The sequence below is a fragment of the uncultured Luteimonas sp. genome, assembly GCF_947492465.1.
GTDB lineage: Bacteria > Pseudomonadota > Gammaproteobacteria > Xanthomonadales > Xanthomonadaceae > Luteimonas.
On sequence record NZ_CANLNF010000001.1, the window covers coordinates 271445 to 290650 of the forward strand.

A 19206-nucleotide genomic window follows, 5' to 3' on the forward strand; every position below is an offset into this window, starting at 1 on the left:
CGCCCGCGAGAACGGCCACCGGCAACGCCTGCCCCTTCATTCCGGTTCGGCGAAGGAGAGCGGGGTGGCCTCCGGCGTATGCACGATTTCGACGAGGTGCTCGGCGCGGTCGTCCTCCAGCGCGATGACGAAGCCCTGCTGTTCGACGCCATCGACCCGCAGGCCGACCGGCGTCGCGCCGGCTGGCTGCTGGCGCACATGGATCCTGTAGACACTGTCGCCGTAGCGATAGCGCAGGGAATAGCCCGGCCAGCCGGCCGGGATGCACGGCGCAATCTGCAGCGTGTCGCCGCGGCGCTGCAGGCCCAGCAGCGATTCGACGACCAGCCGGTACATCCAGCCGGACGAACCGGTGTACCAGCTCCATCCGCCGCGGCCCACGTGCGGCGCGACCGCGTAGACGTCGGCCGCGACCACGTAAGGTTCGACCTTGTACGTCGCGATCCCGGCGGCGTCGCGGGCGTGGTTGATCGGGTTGATCATGCCAAGCAGTTCCCATGCCCTGGCGCTGTCGCCCACGCGGGCGAAGGCCATCGTCGCCCAGATCGCGGCATGCGTGTACTGGCCCCCGTTCTCGCGCACGCCAGGCACGTAGCCGCGGATGTAGCCCGGGTCCTGCGCGGTCGTGTCGAAGGGCGGGTCGAGCAGTTGGATCAGGCCGGCGTCTCGTCGCACCAGGTGCGCATCCAGCGACGCGAGGGCCTGTCGCGCGCGTTCGGGCGCACCGGCGCCCGACAGCACCGACCAGCTCTGGGCGATCGAGTCGATCCTGCATTCGTCGCTTTCGGTCGAGCCGAGCGGGGCGCCGTTGTCGAACCAGGCACGCCGGTACCAGGCGCCATCCCAGCCGTGCGTCTCCAGCGCCTCGCGCAGCCGCTCGGCCGCGGTCCGGCATTCATCGGCGAAGCCGTGGTCGCCGCGCATCCGCGCCAGGGGATCGAAGCGCCCGAGCGCGTCGTACAGGAAGAAGCCCAGCCAGACGCTTTCGCCGCGCCCGCGCTCGCCGACCCGGTTCATGCCGTCGTTCCAGTCGCCCGTGGCCATCAGCGGCAGGCCGCGCTCGCCCAGCAGCCGCATGCCCCGCCGCAGGGAACGCACGCAGTGCTGGTACAGGTCTTCGCTCAGGCCAGAGCGCAGCGGCAGGTCGTAGTACGACTCCTCGTCGGGATTGACCGGGCGCCCCTCGATGTAGTGCACCCGCTCGTCGAGCACGCCGGCATCGCCGGTCAGCTCCACGTAGCGCGCCGCGGCCACCGGCAGCCACAGGTAGTCATCCGAACAGCGCGTGCGGACGCCCCGGTCGAGCGGCGGATGCCACCAGTGCAGCACATCGCCTTCCGGGAACTGGTGCGCCGCGCTGCGCAGCAGGTGCTCGCGCGCGAGCTCTGGCTGGGCGTGCAGCATCGCCATGGTGTCCTGCAGCTGGTCGCGGAAGCCGAACGCACCGCCGGACTGGTAGTAGCCGCTGCGCGCCAGGTAGCGGCAGCCGATGGTCTGGTACAGCAGCCAGCCGTTGGCGAGTACGTCGACGGCGGGGTCGGGCGTCTCCACGCGCACCGTGCCGAGCGTGCGCAGCCAGTGCATGCGCAGCGCATCGAGCGCGTCGTGCGCCGCGCCGGAACCGCGCGTGCGGCGCGCCAGGGCGACCGCGTCCCCCCAGCTGCGCCCGGCTCCCAGGCGGAACACCGTCTCGGTCTCGCCGCCGATGGCGATCAGGACCGGAACCTGGATGGCGGCGCAGGGATCCAGTCCCGCGCCGAGCCGGCCCGACAGGCGCTGCCGCTGCAGGGCCGCGGGCGCCTGCATGCTGCCGTTGCGACCGAGGAATTCGACGCGGTCGGCGGTGATGCTGCGGCCCTCATGGCCGACGCCATGGGTGTCGGCATCGAAGAACGCGACCCGGTCGGCGAACTCGGTGTTGTAGGTGTTGCGGGCGGTGAGCACACCGCTCGCGCCGTCGATTTCGCTGATCACGTGCATCCGCGTCCGCGCGCCCAGGTCGCCGAGGACCCATTCCACGTAGCCGGTGGCCGACAGGCGCCTGGGCCGTCCGGACCGGTTGCGCAGGCGCAGGACGCTGTACTTCACCGCCTGCTCCAGGTCGACATAGATCCACAGTTCGCTGGCGATGCCGTCCTCGACGTGCTCGAAGACGCTGTAGCCGAAGCCGTGGCGCGTGCGGTAGCTGCCTTCGCCGCGGACCGGCCAGGGCATCGGCGACCACACCTTGCCGGTATCCTCGTCGCGCAGGTAGAACGCCTCGCCGCTGGTATCGCCGACCGGGTCGTTGTGCCAGGGGGTGAGCCGGAACTCGTGCGCGTTCTCGGCCCAGGTGTAGCCGGGCGTGCTGTCGCTGACCACGCAGCCGAAACCGGCGTTGGCCAGCACGTTCGACCACGGCGCGGGCGTGACCCCGCCCGGTCCGGGCTCGATGATGTACTCGCGGCCGTCGGCGGAGAACGCGCCGGTGCCGTTGTCGAGGATCCGCTCCTCCGTGGCGGCATCGAACGGCCACCGGTCGATGGCGTCCGCCTGCAGATCGCCGTCGCCGTCGCCGATCAGGTCGTACTGCACCGGATGGGCCACCAGCAGCGGCCCCGGCGTGGGCGCGGGCGGCCTGCGCGCGGCCTGCTCGCCGAGCGATCCGTCGGCATCGCTGACGATCACCCGTGCGACAGACTGCAGCAGGATGCGATCCTCCTGCGACAGCTGCTGGGCGGGACGCACGAAGATGCCGCCGGGGCGATCGATCACGTTGGCTTCCACGCCGGCCGCGACCAGGCCCATGATCTGGTCCTGCAGCTGCTGCCGGTAGCCGGCATGGTCCTCGTTCCAGATCACCAGGTCCACGGCCAGGCCCTTGAGCCGCCAGTAGGCGTGCGCCTGGACCATCTGCCGGACCAGTTCGATGTTGGCCCCGTCGGCGATGCGGACCAGCGCGATGGGGTGGTCGCCCGAGATCGCCTGCCCCCACAGCCCGGACTGGCCGCGCCGGTTCTGCAGCAGCACTGCGTCTTCCGCGCGCAGTGCGGCGTTGGCGAAGACCATGTGCCCGGCGAGCTGCTCGTAGAGCTGCGCGTCGGCCTCGCTGGCGTTGATCTGGCGGCGTACCACCTGGCAGTGGGTCCAGGCCAGGTCGAACACCCGGTCGGCGAGCCGGCGGTCGCGATACTTGTCCACCAGAGCATCGCAGCCGTCCCTGGCTCTGGCCACCCCGGTGACCATGTCGATGGTCGCCGCACGCCCCGGCTGCAGGGTGATCCGGCAGCGGATCGCGACCACGGGATCGAGCACCGAACCGGATGCGTTCGACAGCGACTCGGCGTGCGTCAGCGCCTGCGGCGCAAGCAGCGTGCGGCCACGCCCGAGGAAGCGCGAGCGGTCGGTCTCGTAGGAGATCGCGACGATGTCCGCGTCGTGCACCGCGAGCAGGTGGAACATCCAGGGCGGCGTTTCGCCATGCGCGCGCGGCCGCCGGGTACAGACGATCGCCTGCTTGGCCTCGACCAGCTCGGTCTGCACGAACAGGTTGCTGAAGGCGGGGTGCAGTTCGTCCGAGATGGCCGGGGCGAGCACCACCTCGGCATAGGTGGTGACTTCGATGGTGCGGGCGGTGCGCGCGTGATTGGTGATGCGCAGGCGGCGCAGCTCGATGTCGTCCTCGGGCGATATCGCGATCTCGGTGTGCGACTCGAAGCCACGTTTGCGGCCGCGGAACTCGGCCTTGGCATCGGAGAAGATCGCCTCGTAGCCGTCGACCGGCACGGCCGTGGGCTGGTAGGCGGTGGACCAGAATTCCCCGCTCTCCACGTCGCGCAGGTAGCAGAAGCTGCCCCAGTGGTCGCGGGTGCCGTCCTCGCGCCAGCGCGTGACCGCGAGGTCGCCGACGCGGCTGTAGCCGCCGCCGGCACCGGTCAGCATCACGTGGTAGCGGCCGTTGGACAGCATCTGGATCGAGGGGCGACGGGTGTCTGGCGTACGGAACACGCGGAGCTGGCCGACATCCACCTCGCCAACCGGCGCCGCCGAAGCGACCTCGGCCGAATGCGGATGGAACGCGCCGGTGCGCGGGATGCGCTCCTGCAGCAGCAGCAGGGTCGCCTGGAACTCGGGATCCTCGACGAAGCGCTTCTGCATCGGCTGGTCGCGCAGCAGGTAGTCGAGCGCCAGCAGGCCCATGCCCTGGTGGTGGGCCATGAACGAACGGACCACGGCATGGCCCTGCCCGCGCGGCAGGCGCGCAGGCGTGTAGTCGATGGCCTCGTACAGCCCGAACATCCCGCCAAAGCCGGCCGCGGCCAGCCGCTGCAGGTTCCCGCACGCGGCTTCGGGAGAGACCATCAGCGCCATCATGCTGGCGTAGGGCGCGATCACCAGGTCCTGCGACAGGCCGCGCTTGAGGCCGAGGCCGGGGACGCCGAACGCGCGGTACTGGTAGTTCATGCGCGCGTCGACGAGGTTGTAGCCGGACTCGGAGATGCCCCACGGCACGTTGCGCTGGCGTCCGTACTCGATCTGGCGTTGCACCGAATGCTTCGCGGTCTGGTCCAGCAGCGTCCCCGCGTAGCTGGGCATCACCAGCTGTGGCATCAGGTACTCGAACATCGATCCGCTCCACGACAGCAGCGTGGAGGCGCCGTCGACCTCGGTCAGCAGCCGACCGAGCGCGAACCAGCTCTCCTTCGGCAGCTGGCCCTGGGCGATGCCGACGAAGTTGGCGAGCCGCGCCTCCGATGCCAGCAGGTCGTAGTAGCCGGCATCGAGGCGATGGTCGTCGACGCTGTAGCCGATCGACAGCAGGTGGCGGCTGCGATCGTAGAGGAAGCGATGGTCCATCAGCGCGCACTGGCCGGCGATGTGGGCCAGACGCTCCAGCTCGGTGATGCGTGCCCGTGCCGCAGCGCGGGCACCGCCGCGGAGCGGGTCGGCGGGTGTGTCGCCCGTGGCCACCTCGCGCAGCGTCGGGATGTGGTCGGCCAATTCGGTCATGGGCGAATGCGTCGCGGCAGCCTGTGCGGCTGGTGCGAAACGCTGCAGATCCTCGCGCGCGGCCGCGCACTGTGCGGCGAGCGCCCGCGACCAGTACCCGGCTTCGTCCGGCCCGGTCGCCTGCTCTGCGGCCAGCGTGGCGGACAGCGCCTCGAGTTCGGCCAGCTCGCGGTGCGCCGCGGCCACCGTGCGCGCCGGTACGCTGCAGGCGGCCTCGAGGCGGTCGGCAATGGTCTCCATCGTCCCGACCGCCGGTGCGTCCGCCGCCGTTTCCACGACCAGCCCGAACGTGTCGCGCAGGCCCCCGAACACGCATGGCGAGAGCACCGGCGCCTCACGCAACGCCAGCAGCCCCTGGCGGAGCGTCAGCAGGTGGCCGGCCAGGTTGCCGCTGTCGACGGCGGAGATGTACCTCGGCGCGAGCGGCTCCAGCGTGGCGGTGTCGTACCAGTTGTAGAAATGGCCGCGGTAGCGCGGCAGCGATTCGAGCGTGCGCAGGGCATTGCCGGTGCGCTCGAGCACCCCGGCCACCGGCAGGTAGCCGAAGTCGTACGCAGCCAGGTCGGCCAGCAGCGACAGGCCGATGTTGGTCGGCGAGGTGCGGCGCGCGACGACCCGGCTCGGATGCTCCTGGACGTTGTCCGGGGGCAGCCAATGGTCCTGCGCGGTGACGTGGGTCTCGAAGAATGCCCAGGTGCGTCGTGCCAGGCGCCCGAGGAACTGCAGCTGCGAAGCGCCCAGGTGCGAGCCCGGATGGGCCCGCGGACGCCCCAGCCACCACATCAGCAGCGGCGACGCGGTCCAGAGCGCGAGCACCGGCGCCGCCACCCACAGCGCCGCCGGCTGCACGCGAAGCAGCAGCGCGAGCGTGGCTGCGGCCATCGCGGGTGCGACCCACATCGCGCGCAGGGAATCGGCAAGGGTATCGCCCAGCGTTCGCTCCACCTCGCTCGAGGGGCGCCACTGCAGCAACCGCCGCCGCGCGATGCACATCCGCCACAGCGTCCGCACGATCGCATCGAGGCTGAAGAACGCCTCATAGGGCAGGCACGCAAGGCTCACCGGCGCGTGCGCGAAATTCCGCCCCGTCGCCGCCCAGGTGTGGCGCAGGTGCGCCATCAGGGGCATGTCGGCCGGACGCTTGCACAGGTCGACCAGGGAGGCCAGCAACGCTGGCAGCAGCAGGATCGACAGCAGCCACAGCGTCCAGGCCACCGGATCGGCGGCCAGTGCCCAACCCAGGACCAGCAGGGCGGTCAGGGCGCCGGGAAACAGGCTGCGACGCAGGTTGTCGAGCAGCTTTCCCCGAGAAAGCATCGACAGCGGATTGCGCTCGCGCGCCTTCGTGGGCGCCGCCGCCGCGGGCTGCAACGGCACCAGCGGCAGCAGCCAGGGCAGCAGTTGCCAGTCGCCGCGGATCCAGCGGTGCCTGCGCTTGACATCGACGGCGTAGCGCGCAGGGTAGTCCTCGTACAGCTGGACGTCGCTCACCAGCCCGGCGCGTGCGTAGCAACCCTCGAGCAGGTCGTGGCTGAGGATGCGATTGTCCGGCATGCGCCCGGCCAGCGCATGCTCGAATGCGTCGACGTCGTAGATGCCCTTGCCGACGAACGATCCTTCGCCGAACAGGTCCTGGTACACGTCCGACACGGCCCGCGTGTAGGGATCGATGCCCGGCTCGCTGCCATACAGGCTGGCGTACCGGGAATGACGCTGCCCGCTCATGCTGATCCCCACGCGCGGCTGCAGGATTCCGTACCCGCGGGTGACCACCCGTCGGTGCGGATCGAAACGCGCACGGTTGATCGGATGGGCCAGGGTGCCGACCAGCTCGCGCGCGGCATCGCGCGGCAGCTGGGTGTCGGTGTCGAGGGTGATCACATAGCGGACGTCGCCGAGCGATGCAATGTTGCCGGCCACGCGCACGAAGGCGTGTGGCCCGCCGCCGCGGAGCAGCGCATTGAGCGCGGCGAGCTTGCCGCGCTTGCGCTCGAAGCCCATCCAGATCCGTTCGCGCGGGTTCCAGGTGCGCGGGCGATGGAACAGGAAGAACCGGTCGTGGTGCTCCGGCGCGTAGCGCGCGTTGAGCACGTCGATCCCGCGCTGCGCCGCGTCCATCAGCGCCTCGTCGCCGGGGAGCTGCTGCTCCGCGGCATCGAAGAAGTCGGTCAGCAGTGCAAAGTGCACATGGTCGTCGCGGTTGGCGAGGAAGCGCACCTCCAGGTCCTCGACCTGCGAGGCGATGCTGCCGGTACTTCCGAACATCGTCGGCACCACGACCAGGGTCCGCATCTCCGCCGGAACGCCGCTGGAATAGTCGAGTCGTGGCAAGGCATCGGGTCGGACCAGCCAGGTGGCGACCCGGTTGACCAGCGCCACGGCCAGTTCGCTGTACGCGATCACGCACAGCCCCAGCGCCAGCCAGAGCCAGCCGCGCCCGTCCGCCGGAAAGGCGCCGCGCAGGGTCGCCCAGGTGAACACCGCCACCACCAGCGCGCCGGGCACGGTATATGCCAGCAGCGGCAGGCGCCGGGCGGTCCGGCGCACGCTGCGGGTGACGCCGCGCAGCGCCAGCGCGTCCTCCAGCTCGCCGCGGCCCTCGTCGACCAGGTAGTAGCCGACGTGCGCGGCCAGCACGTGGTTGCCGTCGCGCGTGGCATGCGCCTGTGCCAGCTCCAGCACCTGGGTGGCCACCGCGCTCTCGGCCATTCCGCCGCGGCGCGCGATCAGTTCGATGTTCTGCCGGTAGTTGTCGCGGGTGGCGAAGTCCATCGCGCCATAGGTGCCCGAGGGGTCCCGCCGCAAGGTGGCGTCGACCACGCTCAGGGCCTCGACGAAATCGCGCCAGTCCATCATCGCCAGCAGCCGCAGGCTGGAGATGCTGTTGCTGATCGAGACCTGGGCCGCGGCCTGTTGCTGGGTCTCCGCCTGCACCATCTGCTCGATGCTCTGGCCGGCGTCGGCCAGCCACTGCTCGACCCAGGTCAGCGGCAGCGCCAGTTCGGAACTCCTGCCCTGCAGGCGACGCGCGAACTCGGCGACGAAGGAACTGCTCGCCGGTGGCTGCGACCGCACCATGTCCGCGATCACCAGGACCAGATGCCTTGGATCGGATTCGGCGATGTCGCACAGCCGGTCCGCCCAGACCTCGGCGTGGCTGCGATCGATGCGGTCTTCGATCACCCGCGTGCCGATCCGGCGCAGGTTCTCGATCAGCGCAAGACGCAGCATGATCGGGATCGCCCAGAGCTCGCCGAGCTTGAGCGGCGTCGTCGCCTGGTAGGCGCCGATGAACCGGATCAGGCCCTCGGCATCGAAGCGGCCGTCGCCATGGGAGATGGCGTTGAGCGCGAGGTCGTACACGCGCGGCAGGCCCGCGGACGGGCCGTGGTGGAGCTGCGGCAACTCGCGGCTGTAGCCCTTGGGCAGGTGGCGCCGGGCGATCGCGATCTGCTCTTCGACCAGGTAGATGTTGTCGAGCAGCCATTCGCCGGCGGGGGTTGCCGTCCGGCCGGCCCGCACCGCTTCGGTGAGCAGGGAGCAGGCACGGTCGAGCAGTTTCTGGTTCTCGCCCAGCCGGGCCAGCAACAGGTCCGGTCCGGACCTGCGCCTGACACGGTGGGATCTGGCCAGGATGCGGCCGTGGACCTCCATCTGCTCCGCACTGAACAACTGCGCGCGCAATGGCGGTTCGCGCGTGGCGACCTCGGCCCGCGCCATGCCGCGCAGCCGGAGCCTCCGCCACCACCGCAGGCTCCAGCGAAGCCAAAGCGCCAGTCGGTCCATCGGAGGGGCATTGCGCATTCGTCATCGTAGTGCACCGGCACGCCGCGCCCGTGAAAGGGCGCAAGCACTGCATTTCCGGTGCGGCAGCGGGCGACACGCTGTGCCCAGGCCACTGGAACGGGGAGGCAGATGGAGCGACCGCGCGCGTCGCGCCCGCTGCCGCCGCGCCCGCGAGGGAAGCGAGGTCAGGCGTGGGTGCGGATCAACGCCGCAGCGCGCTCCGCGATCATGATCGTTGGCGCGTTGGTGTTGCCGCCGGGCAGGGTCGGCATCACCGAGGCATCGACCACGCGCAAGCCTTCTACGCCGTGAACGCGCAGTTCGGGGTCGACCACGGCGGCGTCGTCCCTGCCCATCCGGCAGGTGCCGACCGGGTGGTAGACGCTCTCGGCGCGGGCGCGGATGAAGGCGGCCAGTGCGGCGTCGTCCAGGTCGTCGCGCTGCGGCTGGATCGGTGCGCCGCGGTAGGGGTCGAACGCAGCCTGCGCCAGGATGTCGCGCGAGAGGCGGGCGCATTCGACCATCATCCTCAGGTCGAATCCCTCCGCATCGGAGAGGTAGTTCGCCTCGATCCGGGGCGCGTCTCCGCCGCTGTCGCTGGCCAGCCGGATCCGGCCGCGGCTGCGCGGCCGCAGGAAGCAGGCGTGCAGGGTGTAGCCATCGCCCGCCAGGCGGCGCCGGCCGTGGTCGTCGAGCATGGCCGGCACGAAGTGGAACTGGATGTCGGGGCGCATGTCCGTGGCCAGCGACGAGCGCACGAAGCCGCCGGCCTCGGCGATGTTGCTGCTGCCTGGGCCGCGCCGGCCGCGCAGGTAGTAGTCGAAGGCCAGGCGCAGTTCGCTGGCGCGGTCGTACGACACGCGCCGGGTGGCATGCCGCAGCGTGCAGATGTCCAGGTGGTCCTGCAGGTTGGCGCCCACGCCGGGTGCGTCGTGCAGCACGCGGATGCCGTGCCGTCGTAGTTCCGCCGCCGGCCCGATGCCCGACAGCATCAGCAGCTGCGGCGAGTTGATCGCGCCGCCGCTGGCGATCACTTCGCGCGCCGCCGGCTGGTGGAATGCCCGGCCGCGCACGCTGTACACCACGCCCGTCGCGCGCCCGCGTTCGAACGTGATGCGCTGTGCCTGCGCGCCGGTGACGACGTGGAGGTTCGGCCTCTGCCGGGCAGGCCGCAGGTACGCCACCGCCGCCGAGCAGCGCGCACCGTCGCGCTGGGTCACTTGGTACAGGCCCACGCCGTCCTGCACCGGCCCGTTGAAATCGTCGTTGTGCGGGTAGCCGGCCTGCACGGCGGCTTCGATGAAGGCGCGCGACAGCGGATTGACGTGGCGCAGGTCGCACACCGACAGCGGGCCGCCGTCGCCGTGCAGCGCGTCGCTGCCGCGCGCGTTGGCCTCGCTGCGGCGGAAGTAGGGCAGCACGTTGTCCCAGTGCCAGCCCGTGGCGCCCAGCGCGGCCCAGTCGTCGTAGTCGCCAGGTACGCCACGGGTGTAGCACATGGCGTTGATCGAACTCGATCCCCCCAGCACCTTGCCGCGCGGCCACCACAGGCGCCGGCCGCCCAGCTCCGGCTCGGGGGCGGTGTCGTAGTTCCAGTTGATGTCGGTGCGGTGGACCAGGCGGGCGAGGCCCGCGGGCATGTGGATGAAGGGATGCCAGTCGCGCGGGCCGGCTTCGAGCAGCAGCACGCGCGTGCCGGGATCCTCGGACAGGCGGTTGGCGAGCACGCAACCGGCGGAGCCCGCCCCGATCACGATGTAGTCGAAGACGGGGGTGGTCGCGGAGGAGCTGATGCGCATCGGCGCACGGTAGGTCCGGGTCCTAGAGCATATGCTCGGCGGCTGGAATGCGCCGCCGCATTCGGCTACCGTTTGCGCGCCCCACGCGTGGAACCCAGATGAGCAGCGCACCCGAACACGACGTTCCCGCGGGCCGGGCGGCGCGGTTTCGCGCTGCGTTCGCCGAATCGCCGCCGCTGCTGTGGTCGTTCCTGTACTTCTTCTGCCTGCTCAGCGGCTACTACGTGCTGCGGCCGGTACGCGAGGCGATGGCCGCCTCCAGCGACGTCGAGGCGGTGTTCCCGCCGTCGCTGATCGCCTTCTTCGCCGACCGGGGCGTGGCGCTGGGCGAGTTCACGCTGCAGTTCATCTTCACCGCGGTGTTCGTGATCATGCTGCTGCTGCAGCCGGTCTACGGCTGGCTGGTCAGCCGCTTCGCGCGGCGCGTGTTCCTGCCGGTGATCTATGGCTTCTTCATCGCCACGCTCCTGGGTTTCTACGCGATGTTCGACAGCGGCATGGCCGGTCGGGGGCTGGCCTTCATCCTCTGGATCACGGTGTTCAACCTGTTCGCGGTGGCGGTGTTCTGGAGCTTCATGGCCGACGTCTACAGCAACGTCGAGGCGCGGAAGTACTACGGCTACATCGGCGCGGCGGGCACGGTCGGCGCGTTCGTGGGCCCGATCCTGACGCGGACCCTGGTCCAGCAGGTGGGGATCGCGAACATGATGCTGGTCTCGGCCGTGCTGCTGAGCCTGTGCGTGGTGTGCATCCTGCGCCTGCGCCGGTATGCGGTGGCGCGCGAACTCGAGCGTGGGCAGGCCAGCGGCGAGAAGCCGATGGGCGGCGAAGTGCTGGCCGGCCTGAAGCTGGTCGCGCGCGAGCCGCTGCTGCGCTGGCTGGCGCTGATGGTGGTGCTGGGCGTGGGCATCGGCACCCTGCTGTACAACGAGCAGAACCGGATCGCACGCACCGCCTTCGCGACCGCGGAGGAACGCGCCGCGTTCTTCTCGACCCTCGACCTGGCGGTGAATTCGCTGACCCTGCTGGTGCAGCTGCTCGTGACCCGCGCGCTGATGTCGCGCTTCGGCATCGCCCCGGCGCTGCTGATCCCGGGCGCGGCGATCATCCTGGGCTTCTCCGTCCTCTCGGCTTCGCCGCTGCCGCTGATGGTGGCGATCGTGCAGGTGGTCACGCGCGCCAGCGAGTTCTCGCTGGCCAAGCCCGCGCGCGAGACGATCTACACGCGGGTCGGCCGCGAGTGGCGCTACAAGGCCGGCGCGGCGATCGACACGGTGATCTACCGCGGCGGCGACCTCGCCTTCGTCTGGCTGCACAAGCTGCTGGCCGCGTTCGGCTCGAACGTCGTGTTCGGCGCGGGACTGGTGATTGCCTCCGGCATGACCTTCAGCGCCTGGCGGCTCCTGCGCGAGGAAGCGAAGTTGCCACCGGAACGCGCGCCACGCGCCGCCGGGCAGCGCGCCGGGACAGCCGACGCCGGCTGAGCGGATGCCGCCGCCGGCAACCGCACGCGACTCAGCCGTGCAGCAGGGGCCAGGCGAACAGCAGCGCGCCGGCGGCGAACAGGGCGGTGAGTGCGTGGACCAGCGGATGATCGATCCGCAGCCAGATCAACTGCGCCGCGACGCGGATGATCCAGAACACCGCCATGCCGGCCATGACGGCCCGTCCCAGCGGCGTGGCAACCAGCTCGGCCGGATACAGCAGGCACAGCAGGCCGACGCCGGTGAATACCCAGACCAGCTGCAGGTTCGCGATCTGGATGATCGCGCGATTGGGCCCGGTGGTGTCCTGCAGCGTGCGCGGCCAATCGAACTGCCGCCAGAAGCCGAGGTGGAACAGGGCGAAACCGAAGCTGTGCGCTGCGCAGAGCAGCAGGAGGGGATTCACGTCCATGGAACGTCCTCAGCGGCGGGAATGAAAGTGTCGTCGTCCCTGTCGCGCAGCTGCGGCACGTTCTGCGGTGGACCTCAGGTCCGGCGCGGCGACAGCCACATGCGGATGGTCGCCCGGAATACCATCTCGCCAGCGGCATCGAACACCTCCACGCGCACCGGACACTCGTGGCCTTCGCCGATCTCGCCGGCCGCTTCGGTCGGCGTCGCCACCGCGCGCATGGTGCCGCGCGCCTTCTTCAGGTATTCCACGCTCATGCCGCGCGGGATCCAGCGCATCGATGGCGGGATGCTGACCTCGGTGGTCAGCCCGCCGATGAACTCCGCCAGGTTGCACAGGGCGATGGCATGCACCGAGCCCAGGTGGTTGCTCACGCGCCGGCGGTGGCGCAGGGTGGCCTCGCCACGCCCTGGCGCAAGCGACACGATCCGTGGCGCGATGCTTGAAAAGTAGGGTGCCTTCCAGCAGACCAGGCGCGAGAACAACCACCGGCCCAGCGGCCTGGCTTCGAATGTGCGGTACAGCGACAGGATTCGGGAGGTCATGGGATCCCGCTGCGATGCGCCCTGCCCGGGCGGGGCAGGGCTGGAAGGAAGAAATACCGCCGTGGGGGCGCGACGCTCACCAGTCCGGCATGCGCGACGGAGTGCGTCGCCATCAGTGGAGACCGGCGCGGCGGCGCCACGCGGGTCTCCTCGTCCCGGCACGCGGACCGTTTGCCGCTAGGCCGCTTCGCGCGGCTGGCGCTTGTGCTGCGGCAGGTCGTAGTAGCTGGCCGCGCGCAATTCGTGCGTATCGAAATCGTCCACGGTGATGGTGTCGAGGGTCAGCTCGCGCAGCTCTTCCAGCTGCCTGCGTTCCTCGGCGGTGATCCAGCCCTCGCGCACGCCCTCGTCCAGCTGCGACTTGAAGTCCAGCGCTTCGATGTCGCTGGCCTTGAGCGCCTTCAGGAACTTGCGCTCCACCGGCTCGGCGGCGATCGCCTTGGCCAGATAGCTGTCGATGCGGCCGCCCATGTTGTTCGCGCACGGGGTCAGGAACACGCCCTGCGCCAGGCGGTCGCGCGCTTCGTTCGGCGCCATCAGCGAGGCGGCGACGCGATGGCTCAGGCGGTCGCCCGGCGGCACGGCGCGGCGGCCCAGCGGGAACACCACCGGCCACAGCAGCCAGCCCAGCGGCTTGATCGGGAAGTTGCGCAGCGCCTGCGACAGCGCCAGTTCGATCTGGTGCGCGCTGTTGTGGAAGGCCCAGGCCAGCAGCTGGTTGTCCGATTCCGGCGCGCCGGCGTCGTGGTGGCGCTTGAGCACCGCGCTCATCATGTACAGGTGGCTGAGCACGTCGCCCAGGCGTCCCGACAGCGATTCCTTGAACTTCAGCTTGCCGCCGAGCGCGCCGAGCGACACGTCGGTGAGCAGCGCGAGGTTCGCCGCATAGCGGTCCAGCCGGCGGAAGTAGCGGCGGGTGTTGGCATCGCCCGGCGCCGCACCGATCTTCGAGCCGGTCAGGCCGAACCAGAACGAGCGCACCGCGTTGGAGATGGCGGCGCCGACGTGGCTATAGAGCGCGTCGTCCAGCGCCTCCAGGCCGGCCTTGCGGTCGGGATGCTGCGCCGCCTTCATCTCCTTCATGATGTACGGGTGGCACAGGATCGAACCCTGCCCGAAGATCAGCAGGCTGCGGGTCATGATGTTGGCGCCTTCGACCGTGATCGCGATCGGCGAGGCTTGCCAGGCGCGGCCGCCGAGGTTGCGCGGCCCCAGGATGATGCCCTTGCCGCCGATGATGTCCATGAAGTCGCTGGCGACCTCACGGCCCATCGAGGTGCAGTGGTACTTGGCGATCGCCGATGGCACCGACGGCACGTCGCCGCGATCGACCGCCGCGGCCGTGGCCTGCGACAGCGCGCTGATCGCATAGGCCTTGCCGCCGATGCGTGCCAGCGCCTCTTCCACGCCCTCGAAGCGGCCGACCGACAGGCCGAACTGCTTGCGGATGCGCGCATAGGCGCCACCCACCACGGCCGCGAACTTCGCGCCGCCGCTGGCGGTGGAGGGCAGGGTGATCGAGCGGCCCACGGCCAGGCACTCGTTGAGCATGTTCCAGCCCAGGCCGGCCTTTTCCACGCCGCCGATCAGCTGGTCCAGCGGCAGGAACACTTCCTGGCCGCGGACGGGTCCGTTCTGGAACGGCGAATTGAGCGGGAAGTGGCGGCGGCCGACGTCGACGCCTTCGGTGTCGCGCGGCAGCAGGGCCAGGGTGATGCCGATGTCGCGGGTGTCGCCGATCAGGCCGTCCGGGTCGTACATGCGGAAGGCCAGGCCGATGATCGTGGCCACCGGCGCCAGGGTGATGTAGCGCTTGTCGAAGGTGAGCTTGACGCCCAGCACCTGCGTGCCGTTCCACTCGCCCTTGCAGACGATGCCGAAGTCCGGGATCGAGGTCGCGTCGGATCCGGCGAAGGGTCCGGTCAGGCCGAAGCAGGGCACTTCCTGGCCGACCGCGAGGCGCGGCAGGTAGTAGTCCTTCTGCTCCTGGGTGCCGTAGTGCATCAGCAGCTCGCCGGGACCCAGCGAGTTGGGCACGCCGACGGTCGAGCTGACCACGCTCGAGGCCGAGGCCAGCTTCTGGATCACCTTGTGATGGGCGAGCGCCGAAAAGCCCAGGCCGCCGTATTCCTTCGGGATGATCATCCCGAAGAACTTGTTGCGCTTGATGAAATCCCACAGCTCCGGCGGCAGGTCGGCGTGGACGTGGTTGATCTCCCACTCGTTGGTCATCCGGCACAGCTCTTCGACCGGGCCGTCGAGGAAGGCCTGCTCTTCGGAAGTGAGTTCGGGCCTGGGGTAGGCCAGCAGCGTGTTCCAGTCCGGGTCGCCGGAGAACAGCTCGCCCTCGAAACCCACCGAACCGGTTTCCAGCGCGATGCGTTCGGTCTGCGACAGCGGCGGCAGCGCCTTGCGCAGGAAGCCCAGGGCCGGCGCGGTGAGCAGCGGCTTGCGCACGAACGGCAGCAGCAGCGGCACGGCGACCAGCGCGAGCAGTGCGCCGGCGACCACGGTGGCGGTGCGGTCGGCGCCGAGAAACCAGCATGCGACCAGCGCGGCGGCGCTGATTGCGACCCAGGTCGTGAGGCGCACGCGATGGTAGGCCGCGAATGCGCCGACAAGCAGCAGTGCGATGAAGGGAACGACGACGCTCATCCGATGCCTCCAGAAAGGAAATATTGGCCCGCGCACCAGCAAACCGCCGTGACGGGCTGACCGTACGGTCGAGTATGGTCAGGCGGACTGGACTTGTCAACGCACCGCATGATGGGCCACGATACGCTTCCCGACGGCAGCGTATGGACAACGATCGACATGGCCAGATCCGCACCCAAGGCCGCTGCCAGCGCGCCCGCCGAGTCCGCTGCAGCCGCCGCTTCCAAGCCCGAGCGCACCGGTCGACTGAGCGCCGAGGACTGGGCCCAGGCCGCGCTGGAGTTGATTGCCGAGCAGGGCGTGGCAGCCGTGGCGGTCGAGCCGCTGGCACGCCGGCTGGGCGTGACCAAGGGCAGCTTCTACTGGCATTTCCCGTCGCGCGAGGCCCTGCTGCAGGCGGCGCTGGAGCGCTGGGAGACGGTCGAGCAGCAGGCCGTGTTCGGCACCCTGGAGCGGGTGCCCGATCCGCGCGAGCGCTTGCGTTCGCTGTTCCAGATGGTCGCGCACGAGTACCAGTCGCACGTGATCTACAGCGCCCTGCTCAAGGCGCTGGACCATCCGGCCGTACAGCCGGTGATCGACCGCGTGTCGAAGCGGCGGCTCGACTACCTGACCGCCTCGTTCCGGCAGACCGGACTGGGCCGCGAGGACGCGCTGCATCGTGCGCGGCTGACCTATGCCGCCTACGTCGGCTTCCTCCAGCTCAACCTGCAGCTGCACCAGGCGCGCATGCCGCAGGAGGAGTTCGAGGCCTACGTCGAACACCTCACGGCCACGCTCGTCCCGGCCTGACGGCAGGCATGGGGCGCGCCGCCATGGTGCCTTCCGGGCGTGCCGCGCGGGCCGCGGCGCGATGAGCGTTTCGATCGATCTCGTCAGCGCGCTCAAGCGCGGGCTGCGCGCGCAGGGCCTGACCTACCGCGAACTCGCGCAGCGGATCGGGCTGAGCGAGGCGGCGGTCAAGCGCATGTTCTCGCGCCGGGCGATGAGCCTGCTGCGCCTGGAGCAGATCTGCGAGGTGCTCGGCATCGGGCTGGCCGAACTCGGCGCCGATGCCGGCCGCGGCGCCGAACCCATGGCGCGCCTCAGCGAGGCGCAGGAACGGGCCCTGGTCGACGATCCGGCCCTGATGCTGGCGATGTTCCTGAGCATCAACCGCTGGCGGCAGGACGACGTGATGGCGCATTTCGCCTTCACCCTGCCGCAGTGGACGGGCCTGCTGGTGCGTCTCGACCGGCTGGGCATCATCGAACTGCAGCCCGGCAACCGCGCGCGGCCGCTGACCGCGCGCAATTTCCGCTGGCTGACCGACGGGCCGATGGAGCGCCATTTCCGCGGCACCCTGCTCGGCGACTACTTCGCCGATCCTTTCGACGGCGAACAGGACCGGCTGCTGCTGCTCTCGGGCGCGCTCAGCCCCGAAGGCGTCAAGCAGATGAAACAGCGGCTGGAAGAGGTGGCCCGCGAATTCGACGGGCTGCTGGCGCGCGATGCCGCGCTGCCCGCCGAACGGCGCGTGGGCGTGAGCCTGGTGCTGGCGCAGAAGCCGTGGCTGCTCAGGCTATTCGCACCCTACCGCCGCGCGCGCGACTGATAACGCTGTCATCCGGTTTGTGCGGCGTTGCAGCGAGCGCGCCCGTCCTCCCCACGCATAGACTGTTTCAATTGAGTTGCACTTTGCCGGCGATTCGCCGGACTTTTGGAGAGGACATCGATGAATGCACTTCCGCGCCCGCAGGCAGCGCCTGCGTCGGGCAGTCGTCTGGCCGCGCTCAACGACTGGGTGGCCGGGATCGCGGCCCTGACCCGCCCCGACCACGTGCACTGGTGCGACGGCAGCGACGCCGAATACCGGGCGCTGGTCACCGGCATGCTGGCCGACGGCACCCTGGTCGAGCTCGACCAGGCCACGCACCCGGGCTGCTACCTGCACCGCTCCGACCCGGACGACGTGGCGCGCGTGGAGCACCTGACCTTCGTCTGCACCCGCGAACGCGACGACGCCGGTCCCAACAACCACTGGATGGCGCCAGGGCAGGCGCACGCGAAGATGGATGCGCTGTTCGCCGGCTGCATGCGCGGGCGCACGCTGTACGTGGTGCCGTACTGCATGGGTCCGATCGACTCGCCGCTGTCGCGCTGCGGGGTGGAGATCACCGACTCGCCCTACGTGGTGGCCAACATGCGGCTGATGACGCGCATGGGCGCCGCCGCGCTGGAGCGCATCGAGCGCGAGGGCGCGCAGGGCCAGCCGTTCGTGCGCGGCCTGCACTCGACCGGCGAACTCGACCCGGACCGCCGCTTCATCATGCATTTCCCCGAAGAGCTGTCGATCAAATCCTACGGCTCGGGCTACGGTGGCAACGCGCTGCTGGGCAAGAAGTGCCATGCGCTGCGCATCGCCTCATGGCAGGCGCGGCAGGAAGGCTGGCTGGCCGAACACATGCTGATCCTGGGCGTGGAGACCCCGCAGGGGCAGACGCACTACATCGCCGCCGCCTTCCCCAGCGCCTGCGGCAAGACCAACCTGGCCATGCTGATCCCGCCCCAGGCCTACCGCGAGCAGGGCTGGAAGGTGTGGACGGTGGGCGACGACATCTGCTGGATGCACCCGGGCGAGGATGGCCGGCTGTGGGCGATCAACCCCGAAGCCGGCTTCTTCGGCGTTGCCCCCGGCACCTCGGCCAGCACCAACCCCAACGCCCTGGCGACGATCCAGCGCGATACGATCTTCACCAACGTCGCGGTCACCGCCGACAACCAGCCCTGGTGGGAAGGCCTCGACGACCGCGTCCCGGCGCTGGACTGGCAGGGCCGCCCCTTTGATCCGGCCAACGGTCCGGCCGCGCATCCCAACTCCCGCTTCACCGTCAGCGCCAGGCAGTGCCCGAGCTGGTCCCCCCATGCCGAAGACGCGCAGGGCGTGCCGATCTCCGCGATCGTGTTCGGCGGCCGCCGCGCCACGCTGATGCCGCTGGTGTTCGAGGCGCGTGACTGGGTCCATGGCGTGCGCACCGGGGCCTCGATGGGCTCGGAAACCACGGCCGCGGCGACGGGTGCGGTCGGCGTGATGCGCCGCGACCCGATGGCGATGAAGCCGTTCTGCGGCTACCACTTCGGCGACTACTTCGCGCACTGGCTGTCGTTCGACAGGCCCGGCGCGCGGCTGCCGAAGATCTTCCACGTCAACTGGTTCCGCAAGGACGCCGACGGCTGCTTCCTGTGGCCGGGCTTCGGCGAGAACATGCGCGTGCTGGAGTGGATGGTGAAGCGCGTGGAGGGCCGGGCCGCCGCCGTCGACAGCCCGATCGGACTGTTGCCGGAGGCGGGCGCGATCGCCTCGCCTGCCTGCAGTACGGAGGACTTGGAACGCGTGCTGCAGGTCGATGCCGCTGCGCTCAGGCAGGAACAGGTCGAAATCGCACAGCACCTGCACGGCTTCGGGCAGCGGCTGCCGCCCTCGCTGGCCTGATCGGCGAAGGCCGGGCGGACGGCGGCCTTGGCCCCGTCGTCGCGGCACGACGCGCCTCCCTGGC

The 19206-nt window shown here is 70.2% G+C and carries 9 protein-coding genes; 4 read left to right on the forward strand and 5 right to left on the reverse strand.

Annotated elements, in window-relative coordinates:
- Positions 1 to 36 precede the first annotated feature (36 nt).
- Positions 37 to 8709 carry a glycoside hydrolase family 94 protein gene (locus tag Q0863_RS01210; RefSeq protein ID WP_298573734.1) on the reverse strand — a complete coding sequence of 2891 codons (8673 nt, stop codon included), beginning with the start codon at positions 8707 to 8709 and terminating at the stop codon, positions 37 to 39.
- A 251-nt stretch (positions 8710 to 8960) separates the two neighbouring features.
- On the reverse strand, positions 8961 to 10574 hold the full coding sequence (locus Q0863_RS01215; protein ID WP_298573735.1) for a choline dehydrogenase: 1614 nt from the start codon (positions 10572 to 10574) through the stop codon (positions 8961 to 8963).
- A gap of 98 nt (positions 10575 to 10672) precedes the next feature.
- Between Q0863_RS01215 and Q0863_RS01220 the strand changes: the two genes are divergently transcribed.
- Positions 10673 to 12058, forward strand: a complete 1386-nt coding sequence (locus Q0863_RS01220; RefSeq protein ID WP_298573736.1) for an MFS transporter — start codon at positions 10673 to 10675, stop codon at positions 12056 to 12058.
- Between the two features lie 31 nt (positions 12059 to 12089).
- On the opposite strand, the gene Q0863_RS01225 is transcribed toward Q0863_RS01220, so the two are convergent.
- The 3 genes from Q0863_RS01225 to Q0863_RS01235 form a co-directional block, all read right to left on the reverse strand.
- The gene (locus tag Q0863_RS01225; RefSeq protein ID WP_298573737.1) at positions 12090 to 12470 is read right to left on the reverse strand and encodes a hypothetical protein; all 381 of its coding nucleotides are present in this window, start codon (positions 12468 to 12470) and stop codon (positions 12090 to 12092) included.
- A 74-nt stretch (positions 12471 to 12544) separates the two neighbouring features.
- Positions 12545 to 13015 (reverse strand): hotdog fold domain-containing protein, encoded by a 471-nt coding sequence (locus tag Q0863_RS01230; RefSeq protein ID WP_298573738.1) that lies wholly within the window; start codon positions 13013 to 13015, stop codon positions 12545 to 12547.
- 177 nt (positions 13016 to 13192) lie between these two features.
- Positions 13193 to 15670: an acyl-CoA dehydrogenase gene (locus Q0863_RS01235; protein WP_298573739.1), complete on the reverse strand. Its 2478-nt coding sequence runs from the start codon at positions 15668 to 15670 to the stop codon at positions 13193 to 13195.
- A 159-nt stretch (positions 15671 to 15829) separates the two neighbouring features.
- Between Q0863_RS01235 and Q0863_RS01240 the strand changes: the two genes are divergently transcribed.
- From Q0863_RS01240 to Q0863_RS01250, 3 genes are all read left to right on the forward strand, one after another.
- Positions 15830 to 16462 carry a TetR/AcrR family transcriptional regulator gene (locus Q0863_RS01240; RefSeq protein WP_298573740.1) on the forward strand — a complete coding sequence of 211 codons (633 nt, stop codon included), beginning with the start codon at positions 15830 to 15832 and terminating at the stop codon, positions 16460 to 16462.
- A gap of 61 nt (positions 16463 to 16523) precedes the next feature.
- The gene (locus Q0863_RS01245) at positions 16524 to 17264 is read left to right on the forward strand and encodes a helix-turn-helix transcriptional regulator (protein WP_298573741.1); all 741 of its coding nucleotides are present in this window, start codon (positions 16524 to 16526) and stop codon (positions 17262 to 17264) included.
- A 120-nt stretch (positions 17265 to 17384) separates the two neighbouring features.
- Positions 17385 to 19142, forward strand: a complete 1758-nt coding sequence (locus Q0863_RS01250) for a phosphoenolpyruvate carboxykinase (GTP) (RefSeq protein WP_298573742.1) — start codon at positions 17385 to 17387, stop codon at positions 19140 to 19142.
- Positions 19143 to 19206: the final 64 nt, after the last annotated feature.

What these genes read in the sequence shown, in the direction of transcription:
- Q0863_RS01225 (WP_298573737.1), bottom strand. Translation starts at nt 12,470, where the DNA reads ATGGACGTGAATCCCCTCCTGCTGCTCTGCGCAGCGCACAGCTTCGGT.
- Q0863_RS01220 (WP_298573736.1), top strand. Translation starts at nt 10,673, where the DNA reads ATGAGCAGCGCACCCGAACACGACGTTCCCGCGGGCCGGGCGGCGCGG.
- Q0863_RS01240 (WP_298573740.1), top strand. Translation starts at nt 15,830, where the DNA reads ATGGCCAGATCCGCACCCAAGGCCGCTGCCAGCGCGCCCGCCGAGTCC.
- Q0863_RS01250 (WP_298573742.1), top strand. Translation starts at nt 17,385, where the DNA reads ATGAATGCACTTCCGCGCCCGCAGGCAGCGCCTGCGTCGGGCAGTCGT.
- Q0863_RS01210 (WP_298573734.1), bottom strand. Translation starts at nt 8,709, where the DNA reads ATGGCGCGGGCCGAGGTCGCCACGCGCGAACCGCCATTGCGCGCGCAG.
- Q0863_RS01245 (WP_298573741.1), top strand. Translation starts at nt 16,524, where the DNA reads ATGAGCGTTTCGATCGATCTCGTCAGCGCGCTCAAGCGCGGGCTGCGC.
- Q0863_RS01230 (WP_298573738.1), bottom strand. Translation starts at nt 13,015, where the DNA reads ATGACCTCCCGAATCCTGTCGCTGTACCGCACATTCGAAGCCAGGCCG.
- Q0863_RS01215 (WP_298573735.1), bottom strand. Translation starts at nt 10,574, where the DNA reads ATGCGCATCAGCTCCTCCGCGACCACCCCCGTCTTCGACTACATCGTG.
- Q0863_RS01235 (WP_298573739.1), bottom strand. Translation starts at nt 15,670, where the DNA reads ATGAGCGTCGTCGTTCCCTTCATCGCACTGCTGCTTGTCGGCGCATTC.